22 protein-coding genes and 1 tRNA gene are annotated in these 22,336 nt (G+C 63.6%); 9 read left to right on the top strand and 14 right to left on the bottom strand.

Translation table 11 applies throughout. The features are described from left to right. Positions 1-12: 12 nt before the first annotated feature. On the bottom strand, positions 13-1,638 hold the full coding sequence (locus tag CETAM_RS00295) for a flavin-containing monooxygenase (RefSeq protein ID WP_197085761.1): 1,626 nt from the start codon (positions 1,636-1,638) through the stop codon (positions 13-15). Positions 1,639-1,973: 335 nt separating this feature from the next. Between CETAM_RS00295 and CETAM_RS00290 the strand changes: the two genes are divergently transcribed. Further along, positions 1,974-2,735: an SDR family oxidoreductase gene (locus tag CETAM_RS00290; protein WP_156226548.1), complete on the top strand. Its 762-nt coding sequence runs from the start codon at positions 1,974-1,976 to the stop codon at positions 2,733-2,735. Positions 2,736-2,742: 7 nt separating this feature from the next. Here the strand turns inward: CETAM_RS00290 and CETAM_RS00285 are convergent, their stop codons facing one another. Further along, positions 2,743-4,236, bottom strand: a complete 1,494-nt coding sequence (locus CETAM_RS00285; RefSeq protein WP_231587522.1) for a gluconokinase — start codon at positions 4,234-4,236, stop codon at positions 2,743-2,745. Positions 4,237-4,485: 249 nt separating this feature from the next. Between CETAM_RS00285 and CETAM_RS00280 the strand changes: the two genes are divergently transcribed. From CETAM_RS00280 to CETAM_RS00270, 3 genes are all read left to right on the top strand, one after another. Further along, positions 4,486-5,589 (top strand): MBL fold metallo-hydrolase, encoded by a 1,104-nt coding sequence (locus CETAM_RS00280; protein ID WP_156226547.1) that lies wholly within the window; start codon positions 4,486-4,488, stop codon positions 5,587-5,589. Between the two features lie 91 nt (positions 5,590-5,680). Then, complete coding sequence (locus tag CETAM_RS00275) at positions 5,681-6,190, top strand: TspO/MBR family protein (RefSeq protein WP_156226546.1); 510 nt, start codon at positions 5,681-5,683, stop codon at positions 6,188-6,190. 49 nt (positions 6,191-6,239) lie between these two features. Then, complete coding sequence (locus tag CETAM_RS00270; protein WP_156226545.1) at positions 6,240-6,587, top strand: hypothetical protein; 348 nt, start codon at positions 6,240-6,242, stop codon at positions 6,585-6,587. 441 nt (positions 6,588-7,028) lie between these two features. Here the strand turns inward: CETAM_RS00270 and CETAM_RS13775 are convergent, their stop codons facing one another. The 7 genes from CETAM_RS13775 to CETAM_RS00235 all read right to left on the bottom strand — a co-directional run bounded on the left by CETAM_RS13775 (position 7,029) and on the right by CETAM_RS00235 (position 14,281). Beyond that, a complete protein-coding gene (locus CETAM_RS13775; RefSeq protein ID WP_231587676.1) occupies positions 7,029-7,280 on the bottom strand; it encodes a recombinase family protein in 252 nt (83 codons plus the stop codon). Positions 7,281-7,483: 203 nt separating this feature from the next. Next, on the bottom strand, positions 7,484-9,340 hold the full coding sequence (locus tag CETAM_RS00260; protein WP_156226544.1) for an FAD-dependent oxidoreductase: 1,857 nt from the start codon (positions 9,338-9,340) through the stop codon (positions 7,484-7,486). Between the two features lie 24 nt (positions 9,341-9,364). Next, positions 9,365-10,282: a dioxygenase family protein gene (locus CETAM_RS00255; RefSeq protein ID WP_156226543.1), complete on the bottom strand. Its 918-nt coding sequence runs from the start codon at positions 10,280-10,282 to the stop codon at positions 9,365-9,367. Next, positions 10,279-11,373 carry a maleylacetate reductase gene (locus CETAM_RS00250; RefSeq protein ID WP_156226542.1) on the bottom strand — a complete coding sequence of 365 codons (1,095 nt, stop codon included), beginning with the start codon at positions 11,371-11,373 and terminating at the stop codon, positions 10,279-10,281. Before CETAM_RS00250 ends, CETAM_RS00255 begins: the two co-directional genes overlap by 4 nt. 102 nt (positions 11,374-11,475) lie before the next feature. Then, a complete protein-coding gene (locus CETAM_RS00245; protein WP_156226541.1) occupies positions 11,476-12,447 on the bottom strand; it encodes an alpha/beta hydrolase in 972 nt (323 codons plus the stop codon). Positions 12,448-12,498: 51 nt separating this feature from the next. After that, positions 12,499-13,035: a flavin reductase family protein gene (locus CETAM_RS00240; RefSeq protein WP_156226540.1), complete on the bottom strand. Its 537-nt coding sequence runs from the start codon at positions 13,033-13,035 to the stop codon at positions 12,499-12,501. A gap of 34 nt (positions 13,036-13,069) precedes the next feature. Further along, positions 13,070-14,281 carry an acyl-CoA dehydrogenase family protein gene (locus CETAM_RS00235; protein ID WP_156226539.1) on the bottom strand — a complete coding sequence of 404 codons (1,212 nt, stop codon included), beginning with the start codon at positions 14,279-14,281 and terminating at the stop codon, positions 13,070-13,072. Positions 14,282-14,417: 136 nt separating this feature from the next. On the opposite strand from CETAM_RS00235, the gene CETAM_RS00230 reads away from it, so the two are divergent. Both CETAM_RS00230 and CETAM_RS00225 read left to right on the top strand, forming a co-directional pair. Next, a complete protein-coding gene (locus CETAM_RS00230) occupies positions 14,418-15,452 on the top strand; it encodes a helix-turn-helix domain-containing protein (protein ID WP_156226538.1) in 1,035 nt (344 codons plus the stop codon). A 484-nt stretch (positions 15,453-15,936) separates the two neighbouring features. Further along, positions 15,937-16,140: a cold-shock protein gene (locus CETAM_RS00225; protein ID WP_156226537.1), complete on the top strand. Its 204-nt coding sequence runs from the start codon at positions 15,937-15,939 to the stop codon at positions 16,138-16,140. 328 nt (positions 16,141-16,468) lie between these two features. Here CETAM_RS00225 and CETAM_RS00220 read toward each other — a convergent pair whose 3' ends face one another. Together CETAM_RS00220 and CETAM_RS00215 are read right to left on the bottom strand one after the other, a co-directional pair. Continuing rightward, positions 16,469-16,771 carry a transcriptional regulator gene (locus tag CETAM_RS00220; RefSeq protein WP_156226536.1) on the bottom strand — a complete coding sequence of 101 codons (303 nt, stop codon included), beginning with the start codon at positions 16,769-16,771 and terminating at the stop codon, positions 16,469-16,471. Next, positions 16,761-17,204 carry a hypothetical protein gene (locus CETAM_RS00215; RefSeq protein WP_156226535.1) on the bottom strand — a complete coding sequence of 148 codons (444 nt, stop codon included), beginning with the start codon at positions 17,202-17,204 and terminating at the stop codon, positions 16,761-16,763. Before CETAM_RS00215 ends, CETAM_RS00220 begins: the two co-directional genes overlap by 11 nt. A gap of 26 nt (positions 17,205-17,230) precedes the next feature. Here CETAM_RS00215 and CETAM_RS00210 point away from each other — a divergent pair, with 26 nt between their 5' ends. Together CETAM_RS00210 and CETAM_RS00205 are read left to right on the top strand one after the other, a co-directional pair. Then, positions 17,231-17,926, top strand: a complete 696-nt coding sequence (locus CETAM_RS00210) for a flavin reductase family protein (protein WP_231587521.1) — start codon at positions 17,231-17,233, stop codon at positions 17,924-17,926. Positions 17,927-18,114: 188 nt separating this feature from the next. After that, the gene (locus CETAM_RS00205; protein WP_156229291.1) at positions 18,115-18,636 is read left to right on the top strand and encodes a M23 family metallopeptidase; all 522 of its coding nucleotides are present in this window, start codon (positions 18,115-18,117) and stop codon (positions 18,634-18,636) included. Between the two features lie 55 nt (positions 18,637-18,691). Here the strand turns inward: CETAM_RS00205 and CETAM_RS00200 are convergent, their stop codons facing one another. The 3 genes from CETAM_RS00200 to CETAM_RS00190 all read right to left on the bottom strand — a co-directional run bounded on the left by CETAM_RS00200 (position 18,692) and on the right by CETAM_RS00190 (position 21,251). Continuing rightward, positions 18,692-19,051, bottom strand: a complete 360-nt coding sequence (locus CETAM_RS00200) for a WhiB family transcriptional regulator (RefSeq protein WP_156226534.1) — start codon at positions 19,049-19,051, stop codon at positions 18,692-18,694. Positions 19,052-19,323: 272 nt separating this feature from the next. Then, entirely contained in the window at positions 19,324-20,874 is a 1,551-nt protein-coding gene (locus CETAM_RS00195) for an SLC13 family permease (RefSeq protein ID WP_231587520.1), read from the bottom strand. A gap of 294 nt (positions 20,875-21,168) precedes the next feature. Continuing rightward, a tRNA-Leu gene (locus CETAM_RS00190) sits at positions 21,169-21,251 on the bottom strand. A 284-nt stretch (positions 21,252-21,535) separates the two neighbouring features. On the opposite strand from CETAM_RS00190, the gene CETAM_RS13770 reads away from it, so the two are divergent. Next, positions 21,536-22,336, top strand: a complete 801-nt coding sequence (locus CETAM_RS13770) for a DUF3662 and FHA domain-containing protein (RefSeq protein ID WP_156226533.1) — start codon at positions 21,536-21,538, stop codon at positions 22,334-22,336.

Below are 22,336 nucleotides of genomic sequence, written 5' to 3'. Positions count from 1 at the left end.
TGGGGAGGGCGATCAGACGAGAACGGTGTCCTTTGCCCGCGCCAGCGCAAAGCCCTGGTATCCGCTGTCGGCGACATCCCGCAGAATGGACCGGTAGTTACCCAGGCCCCCGAGGTAGAACAACACCGACGGCTTCTTCCCCGGCACATTCGCACCGAAAATCCACGAATCCACCTTCGTGAACACCGTCATCCCCGCAATCTCCCGACACGTATCCGTCCACGCCTCCACCGTCGCCTCCTCCGGCTCCACCGCCGTGATGCCATTAGCCTCGGCAAACGCCACCAACTCCGCAATCCACTCCACCTGCGTCTCAATGCTCGGCGGCAGATTCGTGAACGGACCATTGGGACCCAAAATCATGAACCAGTTCGGAAACTTCGACGTCGTCACACCCAGATAACTGCTGGGCTGACCATCCCAATGCTCATTGATACTCACCCCACCCCGACCACGGATCTCCATCCGACGGTAATTACCATCCACCGCATCAAACCCCGTGGCAAACACCAGCACATCCACCTCATGGAGCTTCCCGTCCGCGGTGACCACACCCTCAGGGGTGATCTCCTGAAACGGCGTCTCCTTCAACGCCACGACATCCACATTGTCCCGGTTGAACGTGTCGTAGAACCCGTCATCACACAGAGGCCGACGCGCATAGAGATCATGCGGGGTCAGCTTCCGCGCCTTCTCCGGATCCGTGACGATCTCGGCGATCTTGCCCCGGATAAACGCCGCGGCCGCCTCATTGGCCGCCACATCCGTGGCGATATCCCCGAAGGTGCCGAACATGAAGTTGAACCCGCCACCCTCCTCCCACGCCTGGTGGAACACCCGCTCCCGCTCCTGCGCCGACACCGACATCGCCGGAGTGGTGGCCTCCTCGAACCCGAACGCCACCGACGAGTTCTTCGCCTGCTCCCAGATCTGCTCATAATTCGCCTTGATCTCCGCCAGTTCCGCCTCCGACACCGGGCGCTTGCCCACCGGCACCGAATACTGCGGCGTCCGGATGAAATGCGTCAGATGCTCCACCACCGGACCCAACGCTGTGACCACCTGCGTACCCGTCGACCCGGAACCGACCACACCGACGCGCTTGCCGGACAGATCAATGCCCTCCGGCCACGCACCGGTATGCAGCACCAGGCCCTCGAAGGTGTCCAGGCCCGCAATATCGGGCATGTTCACCGCCGAGAGCAGCCCCACCGCGTTGAACACGTAGCGTGCACGGTAGATCTGCCCCCCGGCGGTGACCTCCCACAGCTGCTCATCCTCCAGATACACCGACGAGGTGACCTCGGTGTTGAACCGGTAGTGCCGCGCCAGATCAAACCGCTCGACGACATCCTCGAAATACGCCAGGATCTCCGGCTGCGTGAGATACGTGTTCTCCCAGGAGCTGTCCTGCAGCAGGTCCTTGTCAAACGAGTAGCGGTAGAGATGGCTGCGGGTATCCGACAGGGCACCGGGGTAACGGTTCCAGTGCCAGGTGCCGGCCGGGCCCGAGGCCTTCTCGAACGCGAGCACGGACATGTTCAACTCGTTGGCGAACTTGTGCACACCATAAAGGCCACCGAAACCGGCACCAATGACGATGACATCAACACTCGGGGAAGAACTCTGCGTAGACATAAGAAACATCCTTTTTTCTGGGGGACCAGGGGGACAATCAGCCGGAAATCTGTGTCCCGGCACTCAGCACGTACGCGTTGGTGATTGCCGTCACATGCATGAGGGAAGACTAAAGGCGCCTACCCGGCACATCTGTTCCACTTCGACACAACCGGTCATTCCGCCACTTTTTCCACTCAGAGCATCAATCACAACCCATTAGGTATCGATGGATTCCCAATGATGGCCCCAGCACAACAGGCGTCAGCTACAAATGAATGTGGCACCAATCACATGACCAGAGTGGGGTCCGAGGCCGATGGACCTGGGACCAGCAACTGAAGGGAAAATCACAGATGCAGCAGAGAGTCCTGATCACGGCGGGAGCCAGCGGCATCGGATGGGCCATGGCGCAGGCATTTCTCGCCGACGGCGCCGCCGTCCACGTCTTCGACATCGACCCGGACGCCGTCGCGAAGGTCGTCGACGAGCACGAGAACCTCACGGGAAGCGTCGGGGACGTCACGTCCGAGACGGACGTCATCCAGCTGGTGGAGGATGTCCGGGAGAAGCTGGGCGGACTCGACGTCCTGATCAGCAACGCGGGCATCCCGGGCCCCACCGCGCCCGTGGAGGAGTACCACCCGGCGGCGTGGCGTTCTGTCCTGGACGTGAACCTCAACGGAGCCTTTACCGTGGCCAGACACCTGGTCCCCCTGTTGAAGGTGGCCGGCGGCGGCACGGTCCTGGTGATGTCCTCCGTGGCCGGCAGGTTCGGCTACCCGAATCGAATCGGCTACACCACCGCCAAGTGGGGGCTGGTCGGCTTCACCAAAACCCTCGCCCTGGAACTCGGCCCCCACGGCATCACGGTGAACTCGCTCCATCCCGGCATCGTCAGCGGTTCGCGCCTGGACACGGTCCTGGAGGCACGTGCCGAGGTCTCCGGGCGCAGCGTCGAGGATGAGCGCAGCGCCGCCCTGGCCAATCAGTCGGTGAAGGCCGTGACCGACCCCGCCGACATAGCCGCGCTCGCCCTCTTCCTCGCCGGCCCCCACGCCCGGACGATCTCCGGGCAGCAGCTCGCGGTCGACGGCGACTCGAAGGCCGCGCAGTGAGGGCCCGTTAAGTGACGAGCACGTCGTAGAGCATCTCGAAGTCGCCCATCGCCTGCCGGTAATGAGGCAGATGCTTATCGACGGGCTGCCACGTCTCGCCGAAAGGTGGCGTCGCCCTGTCCACCTCGGGCGCGAGGGTGTCGAGCGCGATCAGGGCGGTGCCGCGCAGTGTCGCACGCTTCATGGCCAGGGGGATGACGGGGGCCTCGAGGGCGTCGGCAAGCATCTGCAGCCAGGTGGGATGGTCGAGGGAGACACGTCCGGAGGCGATCACCCGCTCCGGCCGGGCGCCGGCGACGGTGAGTTCATCCCATACCCGCCGGTAGGACAGGGCCAGACCCTCGAACACACCCCGCCACAACTCCTGCGGGCCGGTGGCGGTGGTGACGCCGTGGAAGGTTGCGCGGGCGTCGGCCGCCCAGCCGGTGGCGCGTTCCCCGCTGAAGAACGGGAGGACGGAGGGGGTGCCCGCCAGCGGAGGGCCGGCGAGCACCGCGTCGAGATTCTCCCCGGGCGAGGCGACGGTGGCGTCCAGCCAGGACACGGCGCGACCGACGTCATTGAGCGCGCCGCCGACGATCCACCGGTCACTCGAGAGCCGGTAACACCACAGGCCGGAGGGGATCTCGTCCGGACATTCATCGAGGATGACACGCACGGCGCCGGACGTGGCCGCGGCGACGGCGACGGTCGAGCTGTCGATCGCCCCGGGGCCGATGTTGGAGGGCCAGCCGTCGGGGATGGCGTGGAACCAGTCGACCTTCCCCAGTTCCTTCCACCCGGTGGAGGTCGGACGGTCCGGCTGGTCCGGATCGACGATGGTCGAGAACAGCTCCGGGGAGACTCCGCAGGCCGCCAGAACCGGCAGGTCAAGGGCGCCGGTACGCACATCAATGATGCCCGACCACGCCGCCACCGAGGTGGCCAGACCGCGGATGCCGGCCAGACGGAGGTAGACGTACTCCCCGATCGTCATGACGGATTCCGCCTGCGCGAAGGTCTCCGGGTCCTCGCTCTGCAGCCACAGCAGGCGGGCCGGGTGATAGGAGGTGTGGAGCCGGACGCCGGTGCGGGCGTGGTACGCGGATTCGTCGATACGCTCGCCGAGCTCCTGGACCTGCCGGCGGGAGCGGGAATCAGCGTAGGTGAAGCACGGGGTCAGGGCCCTGCCATCAGCTCCGACGAGGATGAGCGAGGACGCGAAGGAGTCCATGGCCACGCCGGCGATCTGGTCGGCAATCCCCTTGTCCTGCGCGAACCACACGATCTCGTCGATGATCTCCCGGCACTCGGCGACGACCTGGTCTGCGTCGATGACACTCGTACCGTCACCGGCGGTGAGGAACTCATGCGAGATCCGCTGCTTGGACCCCGAGACCGGCTGGCCGGTGGCGTCATAGAGACCACCCCGCGAGGCAGTCGACCCGACGTCGAGCGCCACCACGTACGGGCCGGTGGACTTCTTCAACTTCACCGACATCGTGGGAATCTTGTGGTCCATGCTGGGCCTCCGCTCTCGTAGGGGCGCTTGCTCGGGGTGACACGGCGTGCCACGGGCTGTGTCATTCCAGGGTAATGCGGTGGGCCGGGTCGGGTATCAACCATGAGGGGCGATAAAGAAACGACGGGGAACGGAAGAACAGGTGCCGGCGGCCCCTTTCGCGGGGGCGGAAGAAACCGTTTAGGTATGACGATTCTTACTTGCTATCTTCGTACGGGTCAACTCACACCAACGATCGGTATATGACCAGTGAAACACTTCTTCTCCACCTCCCGCCCCTTCGCCAGGACCGTCGTCACCGGTGCCCTGCTGCTATCGCTCACGGCAGTCACCGCGTGCACTGCCACCGGCGCGCAGGAGGGTGAATCCTCCTCCGCGCGGACAGTCTCCGCCAACGACTTCCCCGTCAACGTGACCGAGTCGATCCACCCGGCGGCGAACGCTCCGACCGAGGGTGACCTGCGGGTCACTCTGCTGGGCACCGGAAGCCCGATCCCGAGCACCGACCGCTTCGGTTTCTCCGTGCTCGTCCAGGCCGGGGAAAAGAACTACGTCATCGACGCCGGCCGTGGCGCCATCATCCGCCTCATCCAGGCCGGTGTGGAGGCCGGCCAGGTCGACGGCCTCTTCCTCACGCACTTCCACTCCGACCACGTCATCAGCATCGACGACCTGTGGATGACCGGCTACGTGCCCGCCTTCGGCGGACGCGAGGGCACCTTCAACGTCTACGGCCCCGAAGGCGTGAGCAACATCGTCGACAACGTGCGCGACGCCTTCCAGAACGACATCGACGTCCGGGTCGCCGATGGCGAGGTCCAGCGCGACACCACCGGCATCCAGGCCCACGAGTTCACCGAGGACGGCGTCATCTTCGACCAGGACGGCCTGCAGGTGACGATGTTCGATGTCCAGCATGACCCCGCCAACGTGATCAAGCCCTCGAAGGGCTTCCGCATCGACTACAACGGCAAGTCCGTGCTCATCAGCGGTGACACCATCCCCCACGAGAACGTGGTCACCTACGGCAAGGACGTGGACCTCATGCTCCACGAGGTCGCCGCCTTCCAAGACCGCAACGTCCTGCCCCAGGTCATCTCACACCACACCACCCCGGACCAGGCCGGCGAGATCTTCGCCGAAGCCAAGCCGAAGCTGGCCGTGTACACGCACTTCGTCAACGGCATCCCCGGCAAGGTCGAGGGCATCACCGACGAGGAAATGATCTCCCGCACCAAGGAGAACTACGACGGCGAAGTCGTCCTCGGTGAGGACCTCATGAGCTTCCTCATCACCGACGACGACATCGAGGTCACCGACCAGGCCGATCTCGCCGAGCTTGCCGCCGAATAGGCGTTGAACGCGGGGGCTGGTTCACGATGACAGTGGGCCCGGCTCATCCTCGGCGCGGCTGGCGGTCGCGCGATTCTCTAGCATCGGGATAATGAGCTTCCTCAACCTCTCCACCCCCACGCAACGTCGTTACCGCACCATCGGCGCCACCTCCGCGGCGGTCATAGCCACCGCCGTCGCGGGATCCCTGGCCACCGACACCTCCTCGTCCTGGTACCGGTCGTTGACCAAACCGTCCATCCAGCCGCCCGCCTGGGTCTTCCCCGTCGCCTGGACCGGGTTGTACGCCAGCATCGCCGCCGTCGCGGGCCGGAGCCTGGCGGACCTGCGGGAGAGCGGCGATACGGCCGAATACCAGGCACTGCGCAACGCGCTCGCCGCCAACCTGACGCTCAATGCGGGCTGGAGCGCGCTGTTCTTCAAGGGGCACCAGTCCGGCCTTGCCACCCTTGAGGCGGGCGCGCTCGCGATCTCCAGCGCCGACCTGGCCCGACGCACCATGGCGGTGAGCAGGAGTCGCGGCGCTTTCCTCCTCCCCTACGCCGCGTGGACAACATTCGCCACAGTGCTCACGGGCACGATCTGGTACCAGAACCGCTGAGCCGCTGTCCGTTTAGCCACCTGAGTGCCGGAAAGTTAGCATGGCAGCCATGGACCTCCTCTATTCACTCCTCGTCTTCCTCCACATCGTCGGTGCCGCTGCCCTCGTCGGCGGCTGGCTCGCCACCTTCCGCCAGCCGACCGTGCTCCAGTGGCAGCACATCGGCGCCTGGGTCCAGCTGCTCACCGGCCTGGGCCTCGTCGGCCTGGCGGAGATGAACGACGGCACGGTCAACCACATGAAGATCGGCATCAAGCTGGTCGTCCTCATCGCCGTGCTGGTCGCCGCCGTCATCGGCCGCCGCAAGGTGGCCCGCAACGAACCGGTCCCCAAGGGTCTCGCCCACTCGGTGGGTGGCCTGGCACTGATCAACATCGCCATCGCCGTCTTCTGGTGACATTCCCACCTGCGCCGGTGAGCAGTTGAGCCGATGCCTGCCGCCGGGTCCCGTACTGGGGCCCGGTTGTGCGTTTCCGGGGTACGCACCCCCGTGAGCGTGATCCATATTGATGGCGCTTGCGACGGGCTCTGTTTCTCCGCGTGGAAGCCTCTCCCCCGACAGCGTCTCACCGGGTCAATGGCTTTGATGAGACGTGTTTCAGAATGCACCGCTGGTACATGCGGGTGAAACTTGATGGCGAACATTAAGCGGCATAACACGTGAGTTAAGCCAGCAGATAGTTTTCGCAGATTTTCGCTGGCGGGGGCAAGCTGCCCAATTGGCGACGCAGGGCACGGTAGACCATGGTTCGACTCACGCCGCGGACCACACCGACCTGGGCGACGGCCATGTCCTTTTGCTCGTAGAGTATCCGCACGGTGCGCAGCTTGTTCCCACTCAGTAGTGTTGCCCGACCTCCGGCCTTCCCCTCACACGCGCGGCATCGGCGCTGTCGAGGTTTTCCTGCAGCGACCGGAATTCCACCCTTGGCTCCTGGAGCTCGGCGAGTTGATCGCTCAGGTGCCTGATCGAGCAGCCCAGGCTGTCCAGGCGCCACACAATCAACGTGTCGCCGGAACGGAGCTGATCCAGCACCTTATCCGGCTCGGGTCTCGACTCCAACGAACTGGAGGTGGTGTCAGTGAAGATCCGGTAGCAGCCCGCTTTTATCAGTGCGTCGTGCTGGAATCGGACATCTTGCTCCCCGTGCGGTTGCTTGTCTAATCGCCATCAACATGCGCACCTCCGGGGAAAATGGTTACTCCGTGCTCCACCAGGCACCGGCGAATCCTGGACCTGTTGTCCGTCTTTTCCCGCGCCGCGGCAAGGCCAGGTGGGAAAGGACGGGCCGACTACTTCGCGTCCACCGTCTGCAGCTCGCGGTGGCCAAGGCGCAGGAGCTCACCGTCAGCGACGAGCTGCTCCCGGTTGCCGCTGCGACTGCGGTGCAAAATGGTGCCGAGTGCCTCGCGAAGCGCGGCCAGGGGATCCGCCACCAGGCGCACCTCGCGGTAGCCGACGTGGTTGTCCGGCCGAACCAGCAGGCACCCGTCATCGGCGATCTCACGCAGTCGCAACCAGTCGCCGTAGGTGTCGGTGTAATCCTGGTCGGGGCCGATCTTGTACGCGGGGATCTCGATTCCCAGTTCCTCGGACACAGTCTGGGCGGCATCCACCCAATCCTGGCCGTTGGTGCCGGTGAGCACCGTGAAGTGTCCCCCGCCGCAGATATCGAGAGTGGACACCTTCGGCGCCGCCGGGTTGGAGCCGCTCAGCCAGGCGTGCGGCAGACGCGCACCCGGGTGTGTGGTCGGCTGGTAGTGCAGCTCCGGATCGGTCTCCTGCGTGGGCCACGGAGTGCCGTCAGATACCACAGCCGAAGACTCGTAGCGCTGCCCCATCTCCACCCCCAGGGCGTTGAACTCGTAGTTCTTGATCTTCAGCGCGTGGTGGAGAGCCTGGCGGCGGCGCTCGCCTTCCTCGGTGGGCTGCTTGCGGACATCCATCGCCGCCTGCATGGCCTCGGCGTCATCTGCCGGATCGATGCCCAGTGCGTCGAGTACGTGACTGAACTCGGTGATGGACTTGTTGGCCCGGCGGACGATCTGCCGGGCGACCGGCACCCGCTCATCCTGATAGGAGTCGATGAGTTCCTCGCCGGCCTTCCCGTTGATGATCATGGCCAGTTTCCAGGCGAGGTTGTAGGAATCCTGGATGGAGGTGTTCGACCCCAGGCCGTTGCTCGGCGGATGACGGTGGACGGCGTCGCCGACGCACAGCACGCGTCCGGACATGTTCTGCGTGGCGTAGGTGTCGTTGACCGTCCACAGCGACCAGTGGTGGACCTTGACGTCCAGATCAGGGATGCCGACCAGGTTACGCACGATGTCCGCGGCCTTGGCCTCGTCCATCTCCGGCGGGGGCTGGTTGATGTCGTAGCCCCAGGTGACCAGCCACTCGTTCCAGGGTCGGACCATGCGCACCAGGCCGAGCCCGATACCGCCGACGGCGGCTCCGGGCTGGAGGACCCAGTACAGGGAGGACTGGCGGTCCTGACAGTACTCGCTCAGGTCCATGTCGCAGTGGATGTTCATCGAGCCTGAGACCCCCATCTGCCCGTCCATGGGCAGCTGCAGGTCAGCGGCGATCTGGGAGCGCCCACCATCGGCACCGATGAGGTACTTCGAGTGGACCGTGTAGGTGTGCCCGGTCAGCCGGTCACGGACGGTCGTGTGCACCCCATCTGCGTCCTGCGTGTGGGAGACGTACTCGGTCTTCCAGCGGAACACCGCACCACGTGCCATGGCGTTGCGTACCAGGATCGGCTCGAAGTGGGTCTGGGGAAGGTCGCAGTTCAGCGACGGGGAGGCGGCGATGTACTCGCCTTCCCTGTCGGGGCCGGTACCCCAGGAGTGGACACGGCCGAATTCCTCACCGTTGATGGCGGTGCAGAACACGGTTTCGCCGATCATGGAATGCGGGACTTCCTCGGCCTTGATCTGGTCCTCGATGCCCATATCCCGCATGAGTTCCACGGTGCGCTGGTTGGTGATGTGTGCCCGCGGGGTGTTGGCGGTGTTGGCGTACTTGCTGGCCACCACACAGTCAATGCCGTAGGTGGCCAGGAAGAGGGCAGCAGACGAGCCGGCGGGCCCGGAACCCACGATGAAGACGTCGGTGGTGAAATCTGCGGAAGTAGTGGTGGTCATGATGATCAGTTCTCCTGAAGTCGTCTACGTGGTTGCGGGGGCCAGCACGATGTCGAAGCGGGTCTTCGCCCAGGTTCCGTCGCCCATTACGGACACATCCCGCCCGTCCGGGGTCGGGGTACCGGCCGGTTGCTGCTCGAAGGTCTTGATCAGTGAGTCCTTGACCCCGAAGACGGAGTCACCGATCTCCAGCTGCGGGTCACCGTCGACGAAGATGTGGGTGACCAGGGTGCGGTACTGCGGGGCGGTGACCATGAAGTGCAGGTGGGCGGCACGTACCGGGGAGCGTCCCGTGGCCTGCAGCATCCGGCCCACCGGCCCGTCGTGCGGGATCGGGTAGGGCACCGGGGTCAACCCCCAGAACCGGTAGGTGCCCTGCTCATCGGTGTGGAGGTAAGCCCGGCCCGCCATCCGGTCGTCGCCGTACTGCACGTCGTAGAAGCCGTCCTCGTCGCACTCCCACACCTCGATCCGGGCACCCGGCACCGGGTTGCCGTCGGTGTCGGTGACAGTTCCCTCCACCCACGCGGGCTGTCCCTGGGCGTCGCCGGCGATGTCGCCGCCGTGGGCGACCTCGGGGGCATCGTCGAGGAAGAAGGGGCCGAAGACGGTGGCCTCGGTGGCGTCCTCGTACGCCTCATTGTTGACGGCGATGGTCTGCATCGACGCCCCCAGGGTGTCGGAGAGCAGGACGAACTCCTGGCGTTTGTCGTCGGTGATGTGGCCGACCTGGGTGAGGAACTCGATGGCCTGGTTCCACTCCTCCTCGGTCAGGCGCACATCCCGGATGAAATCATGCAGATGCACCGTCAGCGACTGCATGACCTGTTTCAGCCGGGGGTTGTCACAGTTGTCGAAGGAGGCGACGACCCGGTCGACGAGGTCGTCCTCCACACGACGCTGGGCATCGGAGATCTGCGGGGTGTGAAGTGTCTGGGTCATCGGGTTCTTCCTTCGACGAAGTCGTTGATGCGGGCCGGATCATCGCCGTGGAAGGCGGCGGTGATCAGTGCGGTGATGTTGTCGTGTGTGGCTTGCGTCGGGTTGCCGGCCGGGACCGCGGCCAGCACCCGGTCCACGGCCTCGGTGATGCCGCCTTCCGGCATGCCCAGTTCGGCCAGGGAGCCTGGGGCACCGATGTCCTGGTAGAGACGGTTGAGTTCGGTGATCGCGTCCTCGCCTCCCAGTGCCTGGGCCAGGGCCTGCGCGACCTCGGGGACGGCGGGAAGGTTGAGGGCGGCGACGTAGCGCAGGACCACGGCATGGGTCTCGGCGTGCGGCAGGTTGAAGGTGCCGCCGAGTACATGGCAGATCTTGTGGTGCAACCCGGAACCGGCGGAGGCGAACGCCACCCCGGACAGGTAACAGCCGTAGAGCGCCTGCTCCCGGGCCTCCTGCCCGCCACCGGCGGCCAGGGCGCGTAGGGCCGATGCCAACGCGCGAGCCGATTCGAGTCCCAACGCCCGGTTGATCGGGTCCGCCGTCGGCGCCCAGAGCGAGTCCACGCAGTGGGCCATGGCATTGAGGCCGGAGGCGATCGCCATGCCCTGCGGCAGGGTGGCCACCAGATCGGCGTCGTAGATCACCACCGCAGGCAGGACGACCGGGTCCACCCCGGTGGTCTTGGTGCGCTCCTCTGTGATGCCCCACACCGGGGTGGCCTCGGACGCGGCGTAGGTCGTGGGCACCGCGATGATGGGCAGGGAGGTGTCCAGGGCGATGGCCTTGGCCAGGCCGGTGGCTGAGCCACCGCCGATGGAGATCAGCCCGTCGGCGCCCGCCTCCTTGGCGGCGGCGGTGGCAGCGTCGGCGATCTCCCGTGGCACGTGCTGCACCGCATCCCGCCAGTGGACGGACGGCGGCAAGTCCTCCGCGAGTCGTTCCGCCACCTCGTGGGTGCCGTCGGTGGAGATGAGCATCGGCCTGGACATTCCCAGCTGCTCAGCCTCGCTGAGCACTCGCTCAACAACCCGCCCACTGTCGAGCACCACTCGTTGGGAGAGTGTGTCGTGGGTAAACCTTAAGGAGCTCATTTCCCTGTTCTTTCCGCGCACTCATCCTGGATGAGGATGGGGAGTGCGCCTTCGGCCAATCATGGTGTCAATCGCATTCGGTGCGCTCGGGCACCATTTCTCTTATGTCGTCACAGTTGCCCGGGCCGGTTGTGCGGCAGCATCCCGTGCGAAGTTTCTGATTCGCTGCGCGACCAGATCAATAGCTTCCGCGCTGCCTGGCAGGATGTTGACCAGGGAGAAAAAGGTGTGCATCTGGCCTTCCCACCGGTGGTGTTCCACCTCTACTCCGGCTTTCTGCAAGGCGTGCGCGTAGGCTTCGCCCTCGTCGCGGAGCACATCGTGCTCGGCGGTGATGACCAGTGCCGGGGGAAGGCCTGCCAAGGACGTGGCGTTGAGTGGGGTTGCCGCCGGGTTACTACGGTCGCTGGCATCCGGAGCGTACTGATCCCAGAACCACTTCATCGCGTCGAGGGAAACCAGCGTCTGGTTTTCCGAGGCGAGGTAGGAGTCACGGGTGAAATCAGCATCGGTGACCGGACAGACGAGAATTTGTGCCTGTACAGCTGGCGATCTTTCATCCCGAGCTCGCTGAGCAACGACCGCGGCCAGGTTCGCTCCGGCACTGTCGCCGGCCACCATCAGAGGAAGTACCTCACCGTTACGCCGTGCGACATTCTCCTCCGCCCATTTCACACCGGCCCACGCATCGTCAACGGGGATGGGGAAGGGATGTTCCGGGGCCTTGCGGTATTCCACCAACACCACAGCCGCACCGGTTTTCTGGGCGAGCTGCCGACCGAGAGTGTCGTAGCCTGCGAGGTTTTCCAGTACCCAGCCTCCGCCGTGGTAGTAGACGACCACTGCGGTCGGAGAAGGAGAAGGAAGCAGGACACGAACGGTAAATTCTCCGCCGTCCTCCCCTACGACCTGGTGGTCCCGCGCCTCGTGCATTTCCGGGCCCGGGCCGTACAGCTCATCCAGGCCCGATGTGGCTTCGCGTGCCTGGGGGGCGGACATCTTCCAGAGTGGGCGGTCGCCGGCGTTTTCCGCTGCGGCGGTGAGGAAGGTGCTCGTCGCTTCGTCGAAGGACATAGAAGTCTCCTGAATTCACATAATTGAAGGGGGAAAAGGGCCGTACTGACGTCACATGGTCGGATGCACGGAGCTCATGTCCGACAGCGCATGCCATGTTCGGCTGCAGTAGACCAGCGGGGCCGGGTCGGCAGAGGTGTCGACGTGAGTTTCCACCAGTTCGATAGCTGCCAGTGTGGACCCGTTGATGTCAATGGAGCCGACGATTTTTCCGCGCATCCATACACGGGAATTCAGAAGGTACGGTTCTCCCGAGGGGAGTCGATCCCATAGGGACGTATCGCCGAAGCGGTCGGCGCCGGGCGTGGCAAACAGCTGTGCCAGGTCGAGCTGCTCTCGGCCGAGGAGGTGGACGACGACGTGGTCTGCAGCCCGGATCTTGTCGGCCGAACGAGAAAGAGCGGAGAGATTGAGGGCGATCGTCGGAGGATCAGCGGAGACACTGCTGACGCTGGTGGCGGTCAGGCCGACCGGGCCGGTTCCGGGATCCGCGGTGACGATGGCGACACCGGCGGGGTGCATTCCAAAGGCTTTGCGGAAATCCTGGGACATCTCCGCAGGGAGGGTTTGGGTGGGGATCGCAGTCATCGTAGACATGGGTATCTTCTTTCTTCGTCGGGTTCTACTCGGAAGTGGTCGGTTCTTCGAGGTTGAAGAAGTTCCAGTGGGAGTCAGGGGTGGTCAGGCCTGCGAGGTACTTGCCAACCTGCTGCAGGACAACGGGCCCGCTGGTGACGTGACCGGTGCCGACATGCATGTCGCGGAAGGTTCGCTGAAGATCACCACGACGCGCCAGGGCAGTTGCGGTCCACAGGTGAACGGTCTGGCTGACGTCATGGGCGGCCCAGGTGCTGTTGTTGAGGATGAGGCGGGTCAGCGTCTCCTGCTCCATGGTCAACTTTTCACCGGCATCCAGGCTGCGCTCGTTATCGGCCCACACCTCCAGCGCCCATGCACGTGCGGAGCGCATCCGCGCCTCAGCCTTGGCGTATTCGGCGTAGAACTGGTCGGTATTGGTGGATGCACCGGGCTGGTTCTTCTTCTTGGCGGCGTGGGCCTGCATCTCATCGAGGAAGCGACGTCCCACGCCGAGTGCCCAACCGGTGTGGCAGATGCCGGACATCAGCGCCAGTCCGGTCTTGTAGAGGGCGCCGCCGGCCAGGGGGTCGGTGGTGGTGGGTTCGTAGACGTAGGCGTCCGGAACAAACACGTCCTGGCACGAGTAGTCGATGCTGCCGGTCGCGCGCAGGCCGAGGACATCCCAGTTGCCGTCCAAACTGGCTTTCTCCCGGGGGAAGTGCACCATCATGACGCGGCCGTTCTCCTCGTCGATGGCGCCGGTATGAATCCAGTTCGCGTGCGGCATGCCTGAGCCGAAGAACCAGTTGCCGCTGACTTTGTAGCCCCCTTCCACACGCTCGGCTTTTCCGAACCGGGTGCCCTGGCCGGCAACGAGCGCGTGCTCGCCGTCTTCGGGAAACAGCTCGCGCTGCGCCTCCTCCGGCAGATAGGCGGCGGTGGTTCCGGAAATCATCTGAAGCACCATGAGCACCCAGCCGGAGGCCGGATCCGCCTGGGACACCTTCTCCAGGACGGCAATCGTTTGGGTGGGCTTCAGCTCATAGCCCCCGAGCTCTTCCGGAATGCCGATCTTGAAGGCACCGACATCTTTAAGCGCCTGAAAGCTCTCATCGGTCAGACGCCCCAACTCCTCGTTCTTCTCGCCGTTGGCCCTCAAAAGGTCGGTTATTCCGTCGAGACGTGCCATGAGTGCTTCAAACTCGTGACCTGGGTTGAGGCCGGCGCGGTTCCGGGTTTTCAAGGTTGCAGTCATGCTCTTCCTTCTCTCGGTGTGGCGGTGTTCCCACAATGTAAGCGGAGTCACAGTCTCTGCCCTATCGATTGAGTGAGCACCCCTCTCGATCCCGCGCACACTTATGACATGAAACACAGTGATATGTTCATGTGTCATGGATCATGAATCGCGCCTGGGTGGGATAAGTATTGGGGCAAGTGGCCGCCGACAAACTCTCGATGCCTGGAGCGAAAAAGTGGGCAACGATCTCATGCCGTTCCGGTTTGCAGCCCAGGACAACCACGCTTTTCAGGGCGACTTCGAAGCCGCCAATTTCCTGAGTACCAGTGTCTTTTCCATGGCGACCAGGGATCACACCGCCGAACGCACTGCCGAACACATCAGGAACGAGGATGAGGAATATGTCGTCGTCACCTTCCAGGTCGGCGGCATGTTGAAACTCACCCAGCAGGGCAAACAAGTTCAGCTGACTCCCGGCCAGATCGGGCTGTACCTGTCCAGCAAGCCGGCCCAGCTTGAGTGCTACGGCAACTACCAAAGCCGAAGCGTCCGCATTCCGGTCGACCGCCTCAACACCAGGTCGATACGGTGGGACCAGGTCGGAGCACTTTCATTCGACGGCAGCCAGGGCCTGGCCCCGCCGATTTTGAGCTTTCTGACGGGACTGTTTCCCGCAGAACCCACACTCACACCGTCAGCCCGGGCAGCGGTAGCAAACCATCTTGTCGGCCTCGTCGAGGCAATGCTGGCGGATCTATACCTGTCCGAAGAGGAATCCCTCCAATCCCCTGCGGCGGATCTGCTGGAGCAGTGTCTCGTCTTCATTGAGGCGAACTTGTCGAATCCCCAGCTCAACCCGCAGATGGTGGCGGACTCCGCCCACATTTCTATTCGATATCTGCACCAGACTTTCAAGCAGTCAGGGATAACCTGCGCCAGTTACATTCGGTCGCGACGCATTGACAGGGTAAGAGCAGATCTGGCGCTGGAAGAGTTCGCGATAATGCCAGTCGAAAAGATCCTTCAACGGTGGGGCGTGCAGAACCCGTCGCACTTCGGGCAGGTGTTCAAACGAATCGAAGGATGCGCTCCCGCCGAGTTTCGTCGGAAAGCGCTCATACCCCGCGGTGCACTTGAGATCATGTCGCGAAATCCCGGTGCGAGGACAGGGGGCGGGTCTGAAGACTAAAGAAAATTATGGAACCCAGGTAGAGGGAAGAGTCGGGAATCGGAAAAGGACACCCCCACGGCCCGGTCAAGTCCATCGGCGAACTTATGCAGCGCGCTACTTGATTCTTCCCGCACACATACAGTCCGATCCCACACTATCGATCGGGTGAGAGATAGAGCATCTTCACTACTCAGGCGATCCCTTGAGGGGTTAGGCGATGTACCGGTAGTCCTGTGATCGACACCACTCAGGGCGGAGTTTTAGACAACTTCTGAAGACTCCACTATCGCTTAGCCCCGATTCATGGCACACTGGGTGCTGGTCGCGGTTTCTGTGCGCAGTGTCTAGGCGCTCGCAAGAGATGCACACGCGAGCGCCTAGTTTGCCTCAACCATGCAGTAACTGCGGAGGTTGATGGTCTTCAAGGAGTTCCAACGACCCGAGCGTCAGCGAATCATGCTGGCGAACGTAGCATCACCTCATCAGGAAAAAGGTAATTTACATGGCACAGGGAACTGTTAAGTGGTTCAACGGCGAAAAGGGCTTCGGCTTCATCGCCCCTAACGACGGATCCGCTGATCTCTTCGTCCACTACTCCGAGATCCAGGGCAACGGTTTCCGTACCCTCGAGGAGAACCAGCCGGTCGAGTTCGAGGTCGGCGAGGGCGCCAAGGGCCCGCAGGCCCAGCAGGTTCACCCGCTGTAAGCACTCGCTCTTCACTGATTAACCGCCACACCTTCGGGTGCGGCGGTTTTTCTCATCTTCGGGCCAGGCTTGGATTCGAGTGGTCGTTGCAGGAGGATGCCGTGCGGGTGCTCGAACTTGCCGCTGATCGCCTTGACCAGCCCGTTAGACGCCCACGGGGGCCCTCCTCGGCCAGCAACGCCCCGACCTGAGAACCCGGCGTCGCCGGCAACGGGACAGCGAGCGGTTCTGGACGGGGATCTCGATGGGCGAAGAAAGTGCAGACCACCCACCCCGCCCCGGGAGTTGACCCCGGCACCTGCGGAAGGATCCAGTGGTGGACCCGGTTCTAAGGTGTGGTGATCTCCCGCAGCGCGGCGATATGCCCGTCAAACGCCGTCCGTCCGGCCCTGGTCATCCCTGCCCAGGCCACCCGCCGACGGTCCGATCGTTCATCAGAGGCCAGCTTGTCCATCGTCAGATAGCCCGCGTCCGCCAGTGCGGACAGGTGCTTGGACAGCGTCGGCTTACTCACCCCCAGCACCTCCTGGAGTGTCGTGAAGGACACCGCATCAACCCGTCTGAGCATCCCGCAGATCCGCAGGCGGACAGGGTTGTGGATGAGATCGTCGAACAACGGCTCAACGGTCACGGCGCAGCACGCTCCGTCTCGAAGCGTCGACGACCCGCACCGCCGCGACCGTGCATACCGCCGCCAGCAGGGCAGGAAGCAGCACCCACCCCACCAGTCCCAGAGAATTGAGCGCCAGCGAGACGCTGTAGAGCGCCAGGACAACGAACACAAGGATGCCGAAGGCGACCCACCCGCGGGCACCCACCGCCCTCAACCGCACACCCGTCGCCCGGGTGGCCCCGAAGACAAGGACCAGGCCCACGACATAGAGGGAGAACCACACCGATGTGTGGTCGGAACCGGTGAACAGTGGCGAACCGCCCCACACCCCCGCGAGGACCCCGAGGGTGAGTGCCAGCCACGACGGCATACGTGCACGTTCGCTCAGTGCTAGCCGATCCGCCTCCAGGAGCTCCAATGAACGGGAACCTGCCGCCCTGTCATGTGTCATGATGACAATCGTACAGATGAGTTTCCATGACGGAAACATACTTCCGCACGCCCAACCCGCACCCCAAGGACCCCACCATGCCGCACCACCGCGACTTCCACTTCTACGAGCCCGCCGCCGGCCACGGACTCCCCCACTCCCCGTTCAACGCGATCATCGCGCCGAGGCCGATCGGCTGGATCTCCACACGCAGCGCGGCGGGCGAGCTCAATCTCGCGCCGTACAGCTTCTTCAACGCGTTCTCGTATACGCCGCCGATCATCGGTTTCGCCAGCATCGGCATGAAGGACACTGTCACCAACATCACGGAGACCGGCGAATTCTGCTGGAATCTCGCCACCCGCGAACTGGCAGAGGCGATGAATGAGTCGGCGGCGATCGTCGATAAGCATGTGGACGAGTTCCAGCTCGCAGGCCTGACGCCTGCGGCGTCTTCGCTTGTCGACGCCCCGCATGTCGCCGAGGCGCGCGTCGTCTTCGAGTGCCGGGCGACGCAGATCGTGCGCCTTGATGACGCCGCCGGCTCTCCCACCCGGACCCGCGTGGTGTTCGGCGAGGTCGTGGGCGTGCACATCGACAAGGATCTCCTGGTCGACGGGATCTATCAGACGGCACTCGCGCATCCGATATCCCGTGGTGGTGGGCCTGCGACCTATTTCGGCATCACGGAGAATGAGCGTTTCGAGATGCCCCGGCCGGAGGAACGCAGGCCGGGGGCATAACTGGACAACAATGCGTCCGGGGTTTAGGGTGGTCACAAATTAGTAACGGTACGGTTACGAAGCCGCCACTTGTTGACTGCCCCTCAAAAGAAAGTCGGACCTTGAGCTACATCGGACGCCACCGTAAGCCCTCCAACCTCCAGACCGCCAAGCGTCGCCTGGCAATCTCGGCTGTCGTCGCCGGCACCATGACCACCGCTGGCATGGCGGGCGTGGCGAACGCCTCTGCGCAGAGCCCGGACTTCGCGGGCATGTCCTCCGCCGCCACGGGTGCGGCCAACCAGGTCGCCGCCACAGCCGGTATCGCCGACATTGTGCCGACGGCCTCCGTCGCCCGCCCCGCAGCCGGCACCTTCACCTCCGGCTTCGGGCCGCGCTGGGGCACCATGCACAACGGTATCGACATCGCCAACGCCATCGGCACCCCGATCCACTCCGTGATGTCTGGCACCGTGATCAACTCCGGGCCGGCCTCCGGCTACGGGCAGTGGATCCGCGTCAAGCACGACGACGGTTCCATGGCGGTCTACGGCCACATGTCCAGCCTGCACGTCGGGGTCGGCGAGCGCGTATCCGCCGGCCAGCAGATCGCCGGCATGGGCAGTGAGGGCTTCTCCACCGGCTCCCACCTGCACTTCGAGATCCACCCGAGCGGCAACGGCGCCGTGGACCCCGTGCCGTGGTTCGCCAACCACGGCATCTACTTCTAGTTCCGGCCCGGCAGCCGCCGGGTGATCGGGCACCCAGGGGGCGCGGTAGGGGAACTCAGATACCGTGCAGCTCGCCACCCGCCGCGAGATAGTCGGCCCAATTGTCCACCTGAGGATTCTGTCGCAGGAGAGCGCGTCGTTGACGCTCAGTCAGGCCACCCCAGACGCCGAATTCCTCGCGGTTGTCCAGCGCCTCGGCCCGGCACTTATGCAGGACCGGGCAGGGTCGGCAGATCGCGACCGCCTCGCGCTGTTGTCCGCCGCGCACGAAAAGCGCATCGGGATCGCCCTGCCGACATCTGGCATCCGCGATCCACTCACCCGGCTCCTCGCTGAATCTCCGTTCGACCGCTGCCGCAGGTTCACCCCACACGGGAACACTGTCCTGGTTGCCACCGTAAAGGGATGTTGTCATCTGATTCTCCTGCGTGGGGCCCGGCCCCGCCATTCCCTCGGCGAAAGCTCATTGGTTTCACATAGCTAAACTAATTAGCGGCTGTGAATATGTCGAACTTCCTCCCCCACGGGTCCACCCCCATTACTTTCCGTCTCAAATAAGAAGGGGTGAGCAGTCGGGCTACAAACCGACTTTCCCCCTGGATCCCCACAACGATCCGAGCCGCCGAGGCGTGTGGCGACGACGTCCCCGGCAGCTGCAAGGCGCCTGAGGAGCTCTCAGGCCTGGATTCAGAGGCTGACGCCGAACACCAACGGAACCAGGGTGTACAGGACGATCATGATCAGCACCAGGGAGATGGCATTCAACCAGACGCCTGCCTTCACCATCTGCTTGATGGTAATTTCACCGGACCCGAAAGCCACCGCATTGGAAGGAGTCGCGACCGGGAGCATGAAGGCAGAACAGACAGCCAGAGTGACGGCGATGGTCATGATCAGTGGATCCATGCCCACACCCACGGCCACGGCCCCGAAGATCGGGAAGAAAGCAGCGGCCGTCGCGGTATTGGACGTCAATTCGGTCAGCGCCAGACCGACGATAATCACCACGAGGACGATGACCCAGTTGGGCAGATCGGCCATCCCGGAAACCTGGGAACCCACCCACTCCGAGAGTCCGGTGGCAGTGAACATCGCAGACAGCGACAGACCGCCCCCGAAGAGCAGCAACAGTCCCCAGGGGACCTCTCGGGAGGTGGACCAGCTGAGCAGGGCGGGACTCTTCTGATTGATGCGGCGTTTTTCAGCGGGCACGATGAAACAAGCCACAGCGGCGGCGACGGCGACCTGGGTATCCGAGATGGACCCCAAGAACGGCAGATACTCCTCAACTACTGGAATCGTGGCAATGAAAGGCACCGCCACCCAGAAGAAAATGGCCGCGAGAAAAACCAGCCCAACCCGCTTTTCTGCCGTGCTCATTGCTCCGAGGTTCCGATATTCCTCCCGGATCATTTCCTTTCCACCTGGAATCTCGTTGACCTCGGGACGGAAAACAAGCTTGGTCAGCACCAACCAGGCCACTGCCACCATGATCACAGCCCATGGCACGCCGACGAGCATCCACTGCCCGAAGCCCATGTCGAAGTTCTGCGATTCCAGCAGGTAGGCCTTCATCAGGGCCATCGGCGGCTGGCCGATGACCGTGGCCGTGGAACCGATGGTCACACCGTAAGCGACGCCCAGCAGCATGGCGGCGGAGAATTTCTTGCCGGCTGCACGGCTGTCCACCTTCCTCACCAACTGGATGATGGACGACGCGATCGGGACCATGATCACGGCGGTCGCGGTGTTCGACACCCACGCGGAAATGAAAGCTGATGCGATCATCAGTCCAAGCACGATCTGAGCCGGCTTCGTACCCACCGCCTTGATGGTCAGCAATGCCACCCGCAGATGCAGGTTGGACTTTTCGGTCGCCAGGCCGAGGATCACGCCGCCCATGACGAGGAAGACGACCGAGTTGGCGTAGGGGCTGGCGACCTCCGCCATGGTTCCTGCGCCGACGAGGGGGAAGAGAACGAGCGGGAGCAGTGACGTCACCGGGATGGGCACCGCTTCGGTCATCCACCACAGCGCCATCCAGATCGCGATACCTGCGACAGCACGCCCCTGAAAGGCAAGGCTCTCCGGGAGCAGCAGTGTCAGTATCACGGCAATCACAGGACCTGCGAGGATCAGCCACCAATTTCGATCGGCGCTGGAGTCCATGGGGTCTTTGGCCCGTTGGGTTTCAGTGGGCCTTTCCATTCCTCTGGGAGTGCTCAACGGTTCACTCATACGTCACCTCTTGTGATGTGGATCATGTCCGAGCACCTTACAGGCGTGATCCCAAAAGAAATTACTTCAGGAAACCACCTACCCCCATCGTGCCGTGAACTTCTTCCAGTCCCCACCCATCTCTCAGAGCGAACGATCCGGAATAGGAGTGTGATCGTGTGGTCCAGAGATCAGAACGGGTTGCCGGCCTCAGCCAGGGCAGCCGCCTGCCATCGCCCCACCCCTCCAGCGTGACCTCGGAACGCAAAAAAGTAGCGGGCCACACTTAAAGTGTGACCCGCTACATTTAATTTGTGCCCGGGGGGGGACTTGAACCCCCACGCCCTTGCGGACACTGGCACCTGAAGCCAGCGCGTCTGCCATTCCGCCACCCGGGCGGGTGATGCGACAGCTTTTCGGCCTGAACCGTCCTGCTGTGCGGACTTAATCAAGATAACAGGGGTCACATTCAAAGACCAAATCTGCAGGCCACAATATAAATCCAACCTCCGGAAAAACGCCGGGCACGGCCGACTCGGCCCGCCTGCCCGGTTTCTTCATCTACGATTCCCACCCACTCGGACCCTATAATGATGTGGATCATGCGCGCGGGAGGATTCCTCCGCGCCATTTGCTGGTTGACAGTCCGATGGGAAGCCCTTCAGAAAGGAGGCCGCGCGTCATGTCTGTAATGGCTCGTTTCGCCAAACTCGACAGCGCTCTGCAGCGCGGTCTCGACAACGGCTTCGCCCGGATCTTCGGCGGGAAAGTTGTTCCCGCGGAGATCGAGGAGTTGCTGAAGCAGGAGGCGGAGGACAACCTCGTCGTTGATGACGGTGTGGTCATCGCCCCCAATGTCTTCATGGTGGGTGTGTCGTCGAAGGATCTGGAGAACCTCTCACAGATGAATTCGGATCTGCCCACGGCGTTCGCCGATCAGATGTCGCGCTACTGCCGCAACCGCGGATGGCATGTGAGCGGTCCGGTGGTTGTCCGCATCGCGGAGGAGTCCGGTCTGCGCACCGGCCAGCTGCGGGTGTCCTCCTTCCGGGATGACGCCCCGTCGGGTGACAGTGGCTTCGACGCCATCAGTACTGACCAGCCTGAACCCCAGGAGGAAATCATGACCGAGCAGGATGCACCCACCGAAGTGACCGAGCTTCCGACACAGCCGGTGGTCACCCTTCTGCTGCAGGACGGTTCAAGCCGAACTTTCCTGGTGCGGGAGGGTTCGAACATCATCGGCCGGTCGAACGACGCCGATTTCCGCCTGCCGGACACGGGTGTGTCCCGGCAGCACGCAGAGGTCACCTGGGACGGGCAGGACGCCGTGCTGGTGGACCTGCAGTCGACGAACGGCACGACCGTGAACGACACCCCGGTGGACAACTGGCTGTTGGCTGACGGTGACGTCATTACGATGGGCCATTCCCATATCGAGGTCCGGATCGTTGATCCGTCCCGAGCCACGTCAAGGAGGTAG

Source organism: Corynebacterium comes (genome assembly GCF_009734405.1).
GTDB classification, from domain to species: domain Bacteria; phylum Actinomycetota; class Actinomycetes; order Mycobacteriales; family Mycobacteriaceae; genus Corynebacterium; species Corynebacterium comes.
Note: the sequence above shows the minus strand (reverse complement) of the source record. Positions and strands in the feature narration are given on the sequence as shown.

Coding starts and splice junctions, on each gene's coding strand:
- CETAM_RS00295 (WP_197085761.1), bottom strand. CDS start 1,638: ATGTCTACGCAGAGTTCTTCCCCGAGTGTTGATGTCATCGTCATTGGT.
- CETAM_RS00290 (WP_156226548.1), top strand. CDS start 1,974: ATGCAGCAGAGAGTCCTGATCACGGCGGGAGCCAGCGGCATCGGATGG.
- CETAM_RS00285 (WP_231587522.1), bottom strand. CDS start 4,236: ATGGACCACAAGATTCCCACGATGTCGGTGAAGTTGAAGAAGTCCACC.
- CETAM_RS00275 (WP_156226546.1), top strand. CDS start 5,681: ATGAGCTTCCTCAACCTCTCCACCCCCACGCAACGTCGTTACCGCACC.
- CETAM_RS00270 (WP_156226545.1), top strand. CDS start 6,240: ATGGACCTCCTCTATTCACTCCTCGTCTTCCTCCACATCGTCGGTGCC.
- CETAM_RS00260 (WP_156226544.1), bottom strand. CDS start 9,340: ATGACCACCACTACTTCCGCAGATTTCACCACCGACGTCTTCATCGTG.
- CETAM_RS00255 (WP_156226543.1), bottom strand. CDS start 10,282: ATGACCCAGACACTTCACACCCCGCAGATCTCCGATGCCCAGCGTCGT.
- CETAM_RS00250 (WP_156226542.1), bottom strand. CDS start 11,373: ATGAGCTCCTTAAGGTTTACCCACGACACACTCTCCCAACGAGTGGTG.
- CETAM_RS00245 (WP_156226541.1), bottom strand. CDS start 12,447: ATGTCCTTCGACGAAGCGACGAGCACCTTCCTCACCGCCGCAGCGGAA.
- CETAM_RS00240 (WP_156226540.1), bottom strand. CDS start 13,035: ATGACTGCGATCCCCACCCAAACCCTCCCTGCGGAGATGTCCCAGGAT.
- CETAM_RS00235 (WP_156226539.1), bottom strand. CDS start 14,281: ATGACTGCAACCTTGAAAACCCGGAACCGCGCCGGCCTCAACCCAGGT.
- CETAM_RS00230 (WP_156226538.1), top strand. CDS start 14,418: ATGGATCATGAATCGCGCCTGGGTGGGATAAGTATTGGGGCAAGTGGC.
- CETAM_RS00225 (WP_156226537.1), top strand. CDS start 15,937: ATGGCACAGGGAACTGTTAAGTGGTTCAACGGCGAAAAGGGCTTCGGC.
- CETAM_RS00215 (WP_156226535.1), bottom strand. CDS start 17,204: ATGACACATGACAGGGCGGCAGGTTCCCGTTCATTGGAGCTCCTGGAG.
- CETAM_RS00210 (WP_231587521.1), top strand. CDS start 17,231: ATGACGGAAACATACTTCCGCACGCCCAACCCGCACCCCAAGGACCCC.
- CETAM_RS00205 (WP_156229291.1), top strand. CDS start 18,115: ATGACCACCGCTGGCATGGCGGGCGTGGCGAACGCCTCTGCGCAGAGC.
- CETAM_RS00200 (WP_156226534.1), bottom strand. CDS start 19,051: ATGACAACATCCCTTTACGGTGGCAACCAGGACAGTGTTCCCGTGTGG.
- CETAM_RS00195 (WP_231587520.1), bottom strand. CDS start 20,874: ATGAGTGAACCGTTGAGCACTCCCAGAGGAATGGAAAGGCCCACTGAA.
- CETAM_RS13770 (WP_156226533.1), top strand. CDS start 21,536: ATGTCTGTAATGGCTCGTTTCGCCAAACTCGACAGCGCTCTGCAGCGC.